At 62.6% G+C, this 12,971-nt stretch carries 14 protein-coding genes; 5 read left to right on the top strand and 9 right to left on the bottom strand.

What is annotated here, in order from left to right; all coding sequences use genetic code 11:
• Positions 1–158 precede the first annotated feature (158 nt).
• Positions 159–359: a hypothetical protein gene (locus tag OX460_RS26875; RefSeq protein WP_077408887.1), complete on the top strand. Its 201-nt coding sequence runs from the start codon at positions 159–161 to the stop codon at positions 357–359.
• A gap of 9 nt (positions 360–368) precedes the next feature.
• On the opposite strand, the gene OX460_RS26870 is transcribed toward OX460_RS26875, so the two are convergent.
• Positions 369–1,004: an Hpt domain-containing protein gene (locus OX460_RS26870; protein ID WP_099666169.1), complete on the bottom strand. Its 636-nt coding sequence runs from the start codon at positions 1,002–1,004 to the stop codon at positions 369–371.
• A 108-nt stretch (positions 1,005–1,112) separates the two neighbouring features.
• Positions 1,113–2,063: a CAP domain-containing protein gene (locus OX460_RS26865; protein WP_354669846.1), complete on the bottom strand. Its 951-nt coding sequence runs from the start codon at positions 2,061–2,063 to the stop codon at positions 1,113–1,115.
• A 269-nt stretch (positions 2,064–2,332) separates the two neighbouring features.
• Here OX460_RS26865 and pssA point away from each other — a divergent pair, with 269 nt between their 5' ends.
• A complete protein-coding gene (gene pssA / locus OX460_RS26860) occupies positions 2,333–3,073 on the top strand; it encodes a CDP-diacylglycerol--serine O-phosphatidyltransferase (RefSeq protein WP_289900572.1) in 741 nt (246 codons plus the stop codon).
• On the opposite strand, the gene OX460_RS26855 is transcribed toward pssA, so the two are convergent.
• Both OX460_RS26855 and OX460_RS26850 read right to left on the bottom strand, forming a co-directional pair.
• Complete coding sequence (locus OX460_RS26855) at positions 3,070–3,996, bottom strand: aldo/keto reductase (RefSeq protein ID WP_289900486.1); 927 nt, start codon at positions 3,994–3,996, stop codon at positions 3,070–3,072. The genes pssA and OX460_RS26855 overlap by 4 nt on opposite strands.
• Positions 3,997–4,052: 56 nt before the next feature.
• The gene (locus OX460_RS26850; RefSeq protein WP_218965297.1) at positions 4,053–4,616 is read right to left on the bottom strand and encodes a TetR/AcrR family transcriptional regulator; all 564 of its coding nucleotides are present in this window, start codon (positions 4,614–4,616) and stop codon (positions 4,053–4,055) included.
• A gap of 230 nt (positions 4,617–4,846) precedes the next feature.
• Between OX460_RS26850 and OX460_RS26845 the strand changes: the two genes are divergently transcribed.
• From OX460_RS26845 to OX460_RS26835, 3 genes are read left to right on the top strand one after another with little or no spacing between them, the layout of a single operon-like run.
• Complete coding sequence (locus tag OX460_RS26845; protein ID WP_289900485.1) at positions 4,847–5,539, top strand: gluconate 2-dehydrogenase subunit 3 family protein; 693 nt, start codon at positions 4,847–4,849, stop codon at positions 5,537–5,539.
• A 38-nt stretch (positions 5,540–5,577) separates the two neighbouring features.
• Positions 5,578–7,365 carry a GMC family oxidoreductase gene (locus OX460_RS26840; protein ID WP_289900484.1) on the top strand — a complete coding sequence of 596 codons (1,788 nt, stop codon included), beginning with the start codon at positions 5,578–5,580 and terminating at the stop codon, positions 7,363–7,365.
• A gap of 14 nt (positions 7,366–7,379) precedes the next feature.
• Positions 7,380–8,777 carry a cytochrome c gene (locus OX460_RS26835; protein WP_289900483.1) on the top strand — a complete coding sequence of 466 codons (1,398 nt, stop codon included), beginning with the start codon at positions 7,380–7,382 and terminating at the stop codon, positions 8,775–8,777.
• Positions 8,778–8,847: 70 nt separating this feature from the next.
• Here OX460_RS26835 and OX460_RS26830 read toward each other — a convergent pair whose 3' ends face one another.
• The 5 genes from OX460_RS26830 to OX460_RS26810 all read right to left on the bottom strand — a co-directional run bounded on the left by OX460_RS26830 (position 8,848) and on the right by OX460_RS26810 (position 12,965).
• Positions 8,848–9,993: a D-alanyl-D-alanine carboxypeptidase family protein gene (locus tag OX460_RS26830; RefSeq protein ID WP_251351651.1), complete on the bottom strand. Its 1,146-nt coding sequence runs from the start codon at positions 9,991–9,993 to the stop codon at positions 8,848–8,850.
• 114 nt (positions 9,994–10,107) lie between these two features.
• The gene (locus OX460_RS26825; RefSeq protein WP_070280179.1) at positions 10,108–10,761 is read right to left on the bottom strand and encodes an alpha/beta hydrolase; all 654 of its coding nucleotides are present in this window, start codon (positions 10,759–10,761) and stop codon (positions 10,108–10,110) included.
• A 35-nt stretch (positions 10,762–10,796) separates the two neighbouring features.
• Positions 10,797–11,114: a ferredoxin gene (locus OX460_RS26820; protein WP_034781335.1), complete on the bottom strand. Its 318-nt coding sequence runs from the start codon at positions 11,112–11,114 to the stop codon at positions 10,797–10,799.
• A 40-nt stretch (positions 11,115–11,154) separates the two neighbouring features.
• Positions 11,155–12,342, bottom strand: coding sequence for a VanZ family protein (locus OX460_RS26815; protein WP_099666174.1), 1,188 nt, complete (start codon positions 12,340–12,342; stop codon positions 11,155–11,157).
• Positions 12,339–12,965, bottom strand: coding sequence for an ABC-type transport auxiliary lipoprotein family protein (locus tag OX460_RS26810; protein WP_289900482.1), 627 nt, complete (start codon positions 12,963–12,965; stop codon positions 12,339–12,341). The genes OX460_RS26815 and OX460_RS26810 overlap by 4 nt, the downstream gene beginning before the upstream one ends.
• Positions 12,966–12,971 lie beyond the last annotated feature (6 nt).

The raw sequence follows: 12,971 nt of genomic DNA, 5'->3' as shown, positions 1-12,971 counted from the left end.
AACACCGATTGTAGTGTGAAGTGACAACGTTGTCGTTTGGAAATTTCAAGGCGCCGATGGGGCAAGCGTGGCCGCCGTTGAGAAATGTCATGGGCTTCAAACTGCGCTGACGTAATCTTGCTGAGCGGCCTTGAAGTGCCGCTAGGAAAGGAAGCGCCATGGACAGCAAACAGCCGGATGTCGTGGAATGCGGGGATGAGGTCGTGGCGCGACGATTGCCCGCCATGCCGGAATTGATCGCCACCTTGCCGCCGAAAGGCGCGTGCTGGTACTGCGACAAGCCGCTCGACGCCGTGCGCCGCTTTTGCGGCAAGAGCTGTGGCATGGCTTACGCGGAAGAGGCGCAATACCACCCTTGAGTTCGGTAATTAGCGGCGCCGCAGCAGCGCCGCCAGCGCGCCGTCGTAGTCGAACTCATGTGCGGCAGCCGCCACTTCCTGGTAGACGTGCACGCCCAAGCTGGCCGCCAGCAGGCTGGCCGAGTTTTCCAGGATGTCGATGGCCGCGCCGTCGCCTTCGCGCAGGTGGCTGGCCAGGCGCGCCAGCAGCAGCTGTATGGCGGGCGCGGCCGGATCGGGCGCCACGTCCTGCGCCGCCGTGTGGGTCGCCTCCGGCGTGCCCAGCATGCTGCTGACCGCGCCCAGCAATTGATCCTGGGCCAGTTCCAGCTGCAGCATCTGCCGGGCCAGGTCGGGCGCCTGCGCGCGCAGTGCCGACTCCAGCGTCTCCGCCAGGCCGTGCACGTGGTGCGCGCCGATCATGCCGGCGGCGCCCTTCAAGGTATGCGCCTTCAGGCGCGCGGAGGCATAGTTGCCCGTGTCGAATTCGGCGCGGATCTGGCACGGCGTGGTGCCGTGGTCATGCAGGAAGCGGCGCAGGATTTTCAGGTACAGGATGCGGTCGCCCATGATGCGGCCCAGTCCGTTCTCGACATCGAGAATCCGGACCATGTCGGATGCCGCGAGGGCGGCATCATCATCGCAAGTGGCGTGTGGTTTCATCATGCCTGGTGTGCAGAGGGCCCCAAAACTTGTCAATTGCATTCATGCAATATCCACTATTTTACATCCAGTTGCCCTCGCTACTGCGTCCGCTTGGCAGACGCTGCCAGACTAACGCGTCGTGAATGACCAGCTGCGCGTGACGCTCGCACCATTGACTTTGCCGATGAAACTCACGTCATAGGTGGTGGCCGCCAGCAGGGGGGCCAGCGGGATGATGGCGGCCACCGAGCGCGATGTATTGACGGCATCAGTTTCCTTGCTGAGCAGGCGTACCGCCAGGTCCGCGCCGGCGCCACGCTGGCGCACGGTGAATGCCGTCACGCTGAGGGTGGCGTCGAAATTCGCATGGACGCTGATGGGGTAGCCGACCACGTCCTGGTTGGGCACGGGATCGGGTTCCTCTTCATTGCTGGCGAAACTGGTGGCGACCTTGGTCTGTCCGTCGAACGGGTAGCTGACGATCTGTCCGGCCGGCAAGCCGGGACCGTAGCGGCTGTTGCCCGCCAGGTCGGTGGTGAAATACGCGTAACCGCTGTTGTTGACGGCCGCACCGGCGCCGCCTTCCTTGAAGACCGGTTCAAAGATGAGGAAGCGGTGATACACGGCCGTGATCAGGTTTTCCGCCATGTAGAAACCGGAATTGGTCGCCATGCCCGCGATGACTTCGCCCCAGACGGAAGTGACGCCATAGCCGGACGCGCTCAGGCGGTCATACAGTGTTTCGCCGGTAAAGCCGGGCTTGCCTTTGACTTGATTGTGCACCACCACATTATTGCTGTTCAGATAATTGGAGTGGCCGAGTGCCGCGTTGTCGATCTGGCTATTGCGCACCAGCGGCGCCAGGCCGATCTGGCTGCGCCGGTAATTGATCCAGTTGAAACCATCGGTGGCGATATTGTTGCTGAGGACGGGAGCGCCTGGCTCCTGTGTCAGCTGCCCGGCCTGGGTCGAGGTGTTCAGCGACGTCTTGCCGCCGTTATCGCCGCCGCAGGCGCTCAGCAGGGCTGCACTCAGCAGGGCGGGTATCCAGTACTTCCAACGCAGTGACGAGACAATCAAGTTGACTCCTGTATAGGTAAGCGGGCAGCGGTGGGGGCCGGCGTGCTGCCCTGTGAAACGATTCTAAGGCATTTTTATGTGCCGTAGAGCATCGATGACAAGATATGTCGCGTGCTCGTGCGCAGACGGTGCCGCAGCTGCGCAGGGTAGAATGAGCATAGTGCAGCGTTTGCCGCTGCGTTGCCTCATTTCCGCTACTTTGATTGCCCACAAATTTGAACACATTGCCCAAGTCGCGCCTGCAGCGCGCCAAATACGCCTTGCCCAGCATGGTGACTTTGCTTTCGATAGCCTGCGGTTTTGCCAGCATCGTCATCTCCGTCGATAACGCCGGTGTCGGCAACCCCGCCGATTACCGGCTGGCGGCCGCGCTGCTGGTGCTGGCCGGCGTGTTCGACGCGCTCGACGGCTACGTGGCGCGCCTGACGAACACCAGCTCGCAGTTTGGCGTGCAGCTCGATTCCATCGCCGACGTGATGAATTTCGGCTGCGCCCCGGCCGTATTGCTGTACTGCTATGGCTTCGTGCAGATGGGCGTGCACGATCCGCTGCTGCTGCGCTTTGGCGGCATGGCCAGCTTCTTCTTTGTCGCGTGCGGCGCCATGCGCCTGGCGCGCTTCAATGTGAACGTGGGACGGACGGATCCCCTGTATTTCGTCGGCATGCCGATCACGGCCGGGGCCGCGTGCGTGGCGGCCGTCGTGGTGGCCTGGCCGGCGCCCATCAATTCCATGCTGCACAGCTATCTGCTGATGCTATTGCTGGTGGGCGTGGGCAGCCTGATGGTGTCGACCTTGCGCTTCCCCAGCTCCAAGCAAAAGAAAAGCCTGGCCGCGCTGCTGGTGCTGATCGTCGCCGTCGCCCTGCTGGTGTGGCTGAAGACCAGCTTCTTCGCGCTGTTCTTCGCCGTCTACATCGGCGCCACCCTGGCGCTCAACCTGGCGTGGCACCTGGGCTGGCGGGGTATTGCGTTGCCGCAGGTATTCAACGACCCGGACGAGATAGACTAAGCCACCTCGTGCCCGCGCGCGGCGCGCAGGATGGCGAACCAGTCGCTGCGGCTGAGCGCAAATTGCGTGCCTTCCACGGCCACGCCGACGGCTTCGATGCGGCCCGTGCCCGTCAGCGGCAGGGGGCGGCATGGCAGTTGCATGATCCAGGCGAATACCACGCTGGCAAACGGACGCTGCAGTTCATCCGCGATCTGCTTGATGACATTGCGCAAGTTCTCCACATTCGCATCGCCGCCCTGGAACAGCCGCCCGCCCGCCAGCGGCGACCAGATCATCGGCGCCACGCCCACGTCCTGCAAGCCGTCGAAAGTTTCATCGAACAGCGGCGTCACGTGCAGCGGCGAAAATTCCACCTGGTTCGTCACCAGCGGGAAGCGCCGGTGCAGGCATTCGAACTGGTGGCGGCTGAAATTCGACACGCCAAAGTGCAAGACCTTGCCCGCCGCTTGCAATTGCGTGAAGGCGCCGGCGATTTCGTCGAAATCCATCAGCGGGTCGGGGCGGTGGATCAGCAGCAAGTCCAGGCGGTCCGTCTGCAACTGGCGCAAGGTGTGTTCCACGGAACTGGTGATGTGCGCCGCGCTCGTGTCGTAATGCTGGATGGCATGGCCGGGACGGTGCGGCGACAGCAGCTTGATGCCGCATTTGCTGACCAGCTCCATCTTGTCGCGCAAGCCCGGCTGCAGGGCCAGCGCTTCGCCGAACAGGCCTTCGGCGCTGTAATCGCCATAGATGTCGGCATGGTCGAAGCTCGATACGCCCAGCGCCAGGCATTGCTCGATGAAGGCCAGGCGTTGCTGCGCAGACATATTCCACTCGCCGATGCGCCACATGCCGGCGACGATGCGCGACAGTTCGGGACCGTTGCTGCTCAAACGGCTGCGCGGCGCTTGCAGGCTGGCGGGAAATACATGGCTCATGGGCTGGCTTTCTGATGGTGGCGTGAGGGGACTCGCCACGATTATAGCCAGCTAATCTAGAGCATGCTGCGGATAAAGCGGCAACACCGCTCCTGCAAGGCCGCATCGAGCTGGCCGCCCAGCTGCATCTGGTACACGAGCGCCGATTGCAGCATGAAGGCGAACAGGCGCAGGTCGAGGTCGGCGCGCACGCCGATGTTGAGCAGGCGCTGCACCACCAGGCTGATCCACGGCGCGACGATCTGCTCGCGAAAGCGCAGTTGCGCCGCCGCATCGTTGTGGATCAGCACCAATAAATCGCAGGTGAAGCGGCCGTCGGCGTTCAGGTTGTCGAAGATGCGCGCGCAGATCGCCTCGATTTCCTGGCCGTCCGGCATGTCGAGCGCGCGCTGCAGCTTTTCCGCCGTGCGCTTGACGAGCGCGTCGAGCAGCATGTCTTCGCGGCGCGGCCAGCGCCGGTAGATCGTCTGGCGCCCCACGCCGGCAGCGTCGGCCACCATCTGTATCGTCACCGCGTCGAGCCCATGCAGGCGCACCAGCATGACGATCGCTTCCAATACCGCATCTTCCACGCCTGCCTTGCGCGGGCGGCCACGCGCCACTGCCTCTTTTTTGATCACGTCTAACCTGTCTCTGAATGTTTCTTTTAATTATGGTACGATGCGCACCGTAAATGCAAAGCAACTGCTTGTCAATCATCCTGATCAATTAACCGACAGGCAGGTACGCCGCGCCGCGATACTCCAGTCATCTCTACGTGAAATCTGCACTCTCCGCGGCGCGTGTCCGCATTTTCTTTCTGACTTCCACATCCATCACTGTGGCGGCTCGTGCCGCCTGAGGAAAACCTATGAAAATCATCGGGATTTCGCCCCATCGGCGTAACTTCCTGCGCAAGGCCGTCGGCGCCGCGCCTGCCGTGGCCTTGCTGGCCGGCGCCGGCGGCGGTCTGGCCATGGCCGTCTCCAAGGACCAGCCTGCCTACAAACCGCGCTTTTTCGACGCCACCGAATGGGCCACCCTGACGGCGCTGGTCGACCGCCTGATCCCCGCCGACGGCGAAGGGCCGGGCGCGCTGGAATCGGGCGCGCATGAATTCATCGATGCGCAGATGAACACGCCCTACGCGTATGGCGCGCTGTGGTACATGCAGGGACCGTTCGTGCCGTCGATCGAACAGTTCGGCTACCAGTTCCACATGGCGCCGCGCGAGCTGTACAAGAGCGCCCTGGCCGGCGTCAACGCAGCCGTCCATAAACAGTCCGGTAAGCCTTTCGTGCAGCTGAACGGGGCCGAGCGCGACGCCGTCATCACGCAATTGCAAAAGGGGACGTTGGACATCGGCGAAGTGCCGGCCAAAGTCTTCTTCAACCAGCTGCTGCAAAACACGCGCGAAGGTTACTTTTGCGATCCCGTGCACGGCGGCAACAAGGACATGCTGGCCTGGAAGATGGTCGGATTCCCCGGCGCGCGCGCCGACTACATGGATTGGGTGGAACAGTATGGCAAGAAATACCCGCTGCCCCCTGTTTCTATCGCATAAGACTTTTTGTAGCAGATCAAAGAAAAAGAAAAACCATCATGAGTGATATCAAACCAGATGTAAAAATGAAGCCTGTCGATGCCGTGATTGTGGGCTTTGGCTGGACCGGCGCCATCATGGCCAAGGAATTGACGGAAGCGGGCCTGAACGTGGTCGCGCTGGAACGCGGCGAGTACCGCGACACCTATCCCGACGGCGCCTATCCGAAGACCCTCGACGAGCTGACCTACATCCAGCGCAGCAAGCTGTTCCAGGATATGTCGAAAAGCACGTTCACCTTCCGCCACAGCATCACGGGCGTGGCCGTGCCCTACCGCCAGATCGGCGCCTTCAAGCCCGGCACGGGCGTGGGCGGCGCGGGCTTGCACTGGTCAGGCATGCACTGGCGCGTCTTGCCGGAAGAGCTGCAGATCCGCAGCCACTACGAACGCCGCTACGGCAAGAAATTCATCCCCGAAGGCATGACGATCCAGGACTTTGGCGTGACTTACGCCGAGCTGGAGCCGCACTTCGATTTTGTGGAAAAAGTCTTCGGCACCTCGGGCCAGGCATATAAGGTCAACGGCATCGTCGTCGGCGACGGCAATGTGTTCGAGGGCGACCGCTCCGACAATTACGCGCTGGCGCCGCAAAAAGTGCCGTACACGGCCGAACTGTTCCGCCGCGCGGCCAAGGCCGTCGGCTACCACCCGTTCGTCAACGCTTCGTCGAACGCATCCGGCCCGTACACGAACCCGTACGGCTGCCAGATGGGACCGTGCAACTTCTGCGGCTTCTGCTCCGGCTATGCCTGCTACAACTATTCCAAGGCTTCGCCCAACGTCAACATCATGCCGGCCCTGCGCATGGTGGCCAACTTCGAATTGCGCGCCAACTGCAACGTCGTGCGCATCAATCTCGACGGCAGCAAGAAACGCGCGACGGGCGTGACCTATATCAATGCGGACGGCAAGGCCGTCGAGCAGCCGGCCGACCTGGTCATCGCCAGCGCCTTTGCCTACAACAATGCGCATCTGTTCCTATTGTCGGGCATCGGCAAGCCGTATGACCCCGTCAGCAATGAAGGCGTGGTGGGGCGCAACATCGCCTACCAGATGATGTCCACCATCCAGACCTTCTTCAAGGAAGACACGAACACGAACCCCTTCATCGGCGCCGGCGGCACCGGCGTCGCGCTCGACGACTGGAATGGCGACAACTTCGACCATGGCCCGCTGGGTTTTGTCGGCGGCTCGCCCGCCTGGTGCAACCCGGCCGGTTCCAAGCCGATTTCCGGCATCGCCACGCCGGACGGTACGCCCGCCTGGGGTTCGGCCTGGAAAAAGGCCGTCAAGAAGAGCTACCTGAACACGGTCTCCTTCGACTGCCACGGCGCCAACATGACGTATCGCGACTGCTATGTCGACCTCGACCCCACCTACACGGACAAGTATGGCCAGCAATTGCTGCGCTTTACCTTTGACTGGAAGGAAAACGACATCAAGATGAGCCGTTTCGTCACCGACAAGATGATGAAGGTGGCCGAGGCCATGAATCCGGAATCGATCAAGGTGTCCGTCAAGAACGTGGGCGACCACCTCGACTTGCGCAACTACCAGACCACCCACTGGGCGGGCGGTACGGCCATGGGCGCGGACCGCAAGACCAGCGTCGTCAACCGCTACCTGCAGAGCTGGGACGTGCACAACGTGTTTGCCGTGGGTTCCAGCGTGTTCCCGGTCGGCATCGGCTACAACCCGACGGGCCTCGCTTGCGCGCTGACCTACTGGTCGGCCAAGGCCATCCGCGAGCAATACTTGAAAGATCCCCGTCCCCTGGTCGCTTGATAAAGAACAAGAAGATGAACAACACATTCACCCATACCGTGGGCGCGCTGCTGCTGGCGCTCGCCTCCGGCACTGCCTGGTCCGCCACCACGGCCGCTGCCACCACTCCGAACGCCCAGCTGATACGCCAGGGCGAATACCTGGCCCGCGCCGGCGACTGCATCGCCTGCCACACGGCCGGCACGAAAGGCCATCCGTTCGCGGGCGGCCTGGGCATGGAAACGCCGATCGGCAAGGTGTATTCCACCAATATCACGCCGGACAAGAAGGCCGGCATCGGCGACTGGAGCTTTGCCGATTTCGACAAGCTGATGCGCACGGGCGTGACCAAGCACGGCTATACCGTGTATCCGGCCATGCCGTATCCGTCGTACTCGCGCCTGAGCGAGGCGGACATGCAGGCGCTGTACGCCTACTTCATGCATGGCGTGAAGGCGGACCCGACGCCGAACAAGGCGGCCGACATCCCGTGGCCATTGTCGATGCGTTTCCCCTTGACCATCTGGCGCTGGGCCTTCGCTCCCACGCCGCAGCCGTATAAAACGCCGGTCACGGGCGACGCGCAATTGCTGCGTGGCGCCTACCTGGTGCAAGGCCTGGGCCACTGCGGCGCCTGCCATACGGCGCGCGGCGTGGGCATGCAGGAAAAATCGCTGACGGACGAGGGCAATACCACCTTCCTGGCGGGCGGCGGCGTGATCGACGGCTGGTCCGTACCCTCGTTGCGCAATGAACATGGCGGCGGTTTGGCGCGCTGGAGCGCGGCGGAGATCGCCGAATTCCTCAAAACGGGCCGCAACAGCCATACGGCCTCGTTCGGCGCCATGAACGACGTGGTGGCCCATTCCATGCAGCACATGACGGATGGTGACCTGGCGGCGATGGCGAAATACCTGAAATCCCTGCCGCCATCGAACCCGGCCACGCCGGCCTTCGTGGCGGACGACAAGCTGGGCAAGCAATTGTTCAGCGGCATCGTCCATTCCACGGGTGCGCAGCTGTACCTGGACCGTTGCGCCGGTTGCCACCGTTCCGACGGCAAGGGCTACGACAAGGCTTTCCCTGCGCTGGCCGGCAATGCCGTGCTGCAGACGAACGATCCCACGTCGGCCATCAACATCGTGCTGTCGGGAGGCGCCGTGCCCGCCACGCGCACGGCGCCGTCGGCGCTGACGATGGCGCCGTATGCCGACATCTTCAACGATGAGCAGACTGCGCAGGTGGTGACCTTCATCCAGACCAGCTGGGGCAACCGCGGCACGCCCGTGACGGCGGCGCAGGTGGCCAAGGTGCGCAAGGTGTCCGTGCCGGTGGAGCCATCGCAGACGGAAGCGACGTTTGCGGCGGGCCGCCACGGCACCTTCCCGCCCGTGGCGCGCCAGCCGCACTTGAAGGATGCGCCGGCGAAGTAATTGACGTAACGCAAGACGAAAAAAATGCCCGCAGCATCTGCGGGCATTTTTTATGGGGGACGCTAACTGCTTATTTCAACCACAGGCGCATCGAATCCCAGGCACGGCCGAAGATCGTGGCCTGGTTGATGGTCTCCAGCGCAACGACCGGCAGTTCCAGCAGGACCTTGTCGTCGACCATCATTTTCAGTTTGCCGACAGGCGCGTTTTCAGCCAGTGGCGCGACCAGCGGGTCCTTGCGTTCCAGCACAGGTTTCATCTTGGCAGCCGTGCCTTTTGGTACGGTGACGAGCACATCGCGGGCGAAACCGATTTTCACGGTGCCTTTCGAGCCCTTCCACACTTCCGGCGTGGCCACTGCCTGGCCTTTCGAGTACAGCTTGACCGTATCGAAGTTCTGGAAGCCCCAGTTCAGCAGCTTCTGGCTTTCCTGCGTGCGGGCCTGGTCCGATGTGGTGCCCAGCACCACAGAGATCAGGCGGCGCTCGCCCGTGCCGCCTGGACGGCGGGCCGAGGCGATCATGCAATAGCCGGCCGCTTCCGTGTGGCCCGTCTTCATGCCGTCCACGGTTGGGTCCAGCCACAGCAGGCGGTTGCGGTTAGGCTGGGTGATCTTGTTGTACGTAAAGCTTTTCACGGAATCGATTTTGTAGAATTCCGGGTAGTCGGCGATCACGCGCTTGGCCAGCACGGACAGGTCTTGCGCAGTGGAATAGTTATCTGGGCTAGGCAAGCCATGCGGATTGGCAAAACGCGTGTTTTTCAGACCCATGCGTTGCGCTTCGCGGTTCATCAGCACGACGAAGGTGCCTTCATCGCCGGCCACGGCTTCAGCCAGGGCCACGGCGGCATCGTTACCCGATTGAATCATCAGGCCGTGCAGCAAGTCGTCGATCGACACGGGCGTGGCCGGGTCGATGAACATCTTCGAGCTGCTCGAATCGACTTTCCAGGCACGCACGGACACATTCACTTTTTGGTCCAGCGCCAGTTTCTTTTCGCGGATGGCGGCAAACGTCAGGTAAGCCGTCATGATCTTGGTCAACGAAGCCGGCTCGATGCGCGCGTCCGGATCTTGCGAAGCAATGATCTGGCCACTGGTGGCGTCAAGCAACAGCCAGGACTTGGCGGCGATGGTCGGGGCTGGAACGCTTTGGGCGTAGGCGGCGGAAAAGAAAAATACACTGGAGGCCAGTGCCGCTAAAAGTTTTTTCATGGGGCTGGTCTGCGAGAAAAAGATGAAGGCTGAGGGCCATGCTGTTGCTACCTGCATGGCCGCGTGGAAAAAACGGATCAATTATAGCCGTGGAGGCGCTAGTAAGCCCACACTTCAATGATCATCTGCTGCTATTGCGGGTTTGTCACCATGCCACAGGGCAATCACGAGGTTCTTGATGTGATTGAGCTTGCGGTGGAAAAAATGGTCGGCGCCGGGGATCACGATCACGGGAATGTCTTGTGGACGGGCCCAGTCGAAGACGGCGGACAGGGGAATCGTGTCGTCCAGTTCGCCGTGGATCAAGATGGTGTCGGCGGGAATGTCCGCCATGGCCCACTTGCCGGCCGCGCTGCCGATCAGCGCCAGGCGCTCGGCGGGCGTGCCGGCGGCGGCCAGGCGTTCCTGCAGTTTCGATTGCACGAAGGTGCCGAACGAGAAACCGGACAGGGCCACGGGCAAGCCCGGATACAGGCCGCGCATGTGTTCATACAGCAACTGCATGTCGTCCGTCTCGCCCGCGCCATGGTCGTGCACGCCTTCGGAAGCACCGACGCCGCGGAAGTTGATGCGCGCCACGACGTAACCGAGCGCGACAAACGCACGCGCCAGGGTTTGCGTGACCTTGTTATCCATCGTGCCGCCGTACAGCGGGTGCGGATGGGCCACAAGGGCGATGCCGCGCGGAGTGTCTGCCGGGAAATCGAGCAAGCCTTCCATGCTGCCTGCATGGCCGGCGAGGGTAAATTTTTCCGAGTTTCTGTTCATGATGCTCATACTGGTGGGTATCTCTTAAATTGGCATTAAATCTTGAGGCGTTCGACAATTTTGCCGCCCACCAGGTGCGTATCGATGATTTCATCGATATCGCTGGTGTCGACATAGGTGTACCAGGTCGCTTCCGGGTAGATCACCAGCAGCGGGCCTTCTTCGCAGCGGTCCATGCAGCCGGCCTGGTTGATGCGGATCTTGCCCGCGCCATTCATGTCGAGCTCCTTGATGCGGCGCTTGCAATGCTTTTGCGCCGCTTCCGCGCCATGGTCGCCGCAGCTGTTGCGGCCGTCTTCACGTTTATTCATGCAGAAAAAAACGTGGCGTTCAAAATACGGTGCGTCGCTCATACTATTCTCCTGCTGATTCATCAATGCGCCATGATAACGCTTATGGGTGGTCTTCGCGACGCTGGCGCTGCGCGTCTTCCTGCCGGTTCAGGCGGTGCGAGGGCAGGCACAGGAACCACAGGGCCATGAAGGGCCACAGCAAGGCGAGGAATTGCGCCGCGCCATTGAAGTTGAGGAACTTGCCTTGCACCCAACCTTGCAAGGTCGACATGAAATACGGGTTGATCGGCGTCGTATTCACCATTACCAGGCTCAGCAGCAAGGTGGCGGCCGCGATGCGGCGTTGCGCCACGTGCGGCGCGAACGCCAGGCCGCCCAGCATGATCAGGCCGATCAGGAAACCGCCCTGGGCGCCCGGCGTGATCCAGACGAAGGCGTTTTCCGGCGAAAACAGCAACGCGCTGGCCATCGAGCGCACGGTCAGGGCGGCGGCGATGAGGATCAGCATCAGCACGGCGCGGGGCGCGGCGCGGCGCAGCAGGCACAGCAAGGTAAGCACGGCGCCCGTCATGCCGCAGGCCGTGATGATGGTTTCTGAAAGCCAATATTGCTCGACAGTTAAGATTACGTCGGGCCGCAGGTAGGTGGCCAGGTCGATCTCCATGCCCGCCAGGCGCGACAGCCAGTCCGACAGGATGGGCAGCAGTTGGCCCAGGCCGAACAGATAGCCTTGCGGATAGATCTGCGCCAGCGGCCACAGGGCCACCAGCACCAGGCCCTGGCTGGCGTGCTGGGCAAACCAGCGCTGGCGCAGGCGGTACAAATGGCTATGGTCGAGCAGCTTGCGCGCCGTCAAGGCGCCGATGAGGGAACCGATGAAGCAGCCGGCCGAGTTCGTATAAAAGTCCAGGTTCGACGAAACGCGGCTGGGCAGATAGGTTTGCACGGCTTCCATGCTGCCGGAAATCAACACGCCGCACAGGCTGGCGACGATGACGGCAAAGAAACCTGTGATCCTTGGAAACAGCGAATACACGATCAAGGCGCCCAGCGGGATGTAGCCGACGACGTTGATGCCCACGTCGAAGCCCGTCCAGTAGCGGGGCATGCGCGTGTTTTCCAGGAACGTCAGCGGCGACAAGCCATTGCTGTGCCAGCCCGTGAATGGAAACCAGCTGGCGTACACGATCAGGAAGACGTAGGCGAGCAGGGTCGCGCGCGACACGGGCGAGGAGCGGGCGGGCGGCAGTGGTGCCGCCGGACTGGCGGGGGAAGCTGGCGCCGTCATTCTTTCGGGATGGTCAGCGTGCCCAGCCAGGTCAGCAGGTCGGCGGCGATGGCGTCCGAGGCCGCCGCCAGCGCTTGCGCGCCCCCTTGCGCGTCGGCGCTGCTTGCCGGGCCGCTGCGGCTGAAGGTTTTCTGGTCGATCAGGCGGTGGCCGCGGAACAGCGAGGCGCGCAGCGAGACGTGGCCGCTGCTCTGCGTCTGCGTATCGAAGTTTTGCGAAAAATCATCGACGTCGATGCGCAGCAGGGGCATGCCGGCGGCCGCGTCCGTGGTCGACAGCACTTTCACGCCGCTTTGCGCCACGCGCGTCTTCAGGCGCTGGCTCAGCAGCTGCAGCGGCGGCGTGTTCCAGCGGTTGTAGGCGTACGGCCGCGATTGCTGCGCGTCGGCGTACAGCAGGCGGTAATACATGCGCTGGCTGTCGAGCCAGGAGGGGCCGTTGGCGTCGGCGATCACCAGCACGGGCACGGGCACGGCTGGCGTGGCCGGTTGCGCGGCTGCCGTCGGCGCGGCCGGGCCGAAGTCATAGAAAGTGGGGACGGGGCCGCGGCTGGCGCAGCCGCCGAGCAACAATGCCGTGGCCAGGGTCAGCACGCTGACAGGGGAAAAGCGGGGGAAGTTCATCGTGCA

This window comes from Janthinobacterium sp. SUN033, from assembly GCF_030397595.1.
In the GTDB taxonomy this organism is placed as follows: Bacteria; Pseudomonadota; Gammaproteobacteria; order Burkholderiales; family Burkholderiaceae_D; genus Janthinobacterium; species Janthinobacterium kumbetense.
The sequence above is the reverse complement of the archived record's forward strand: the minus strand, read 5'-3'. Positions and strand labels throughout refer to the sequence as shown.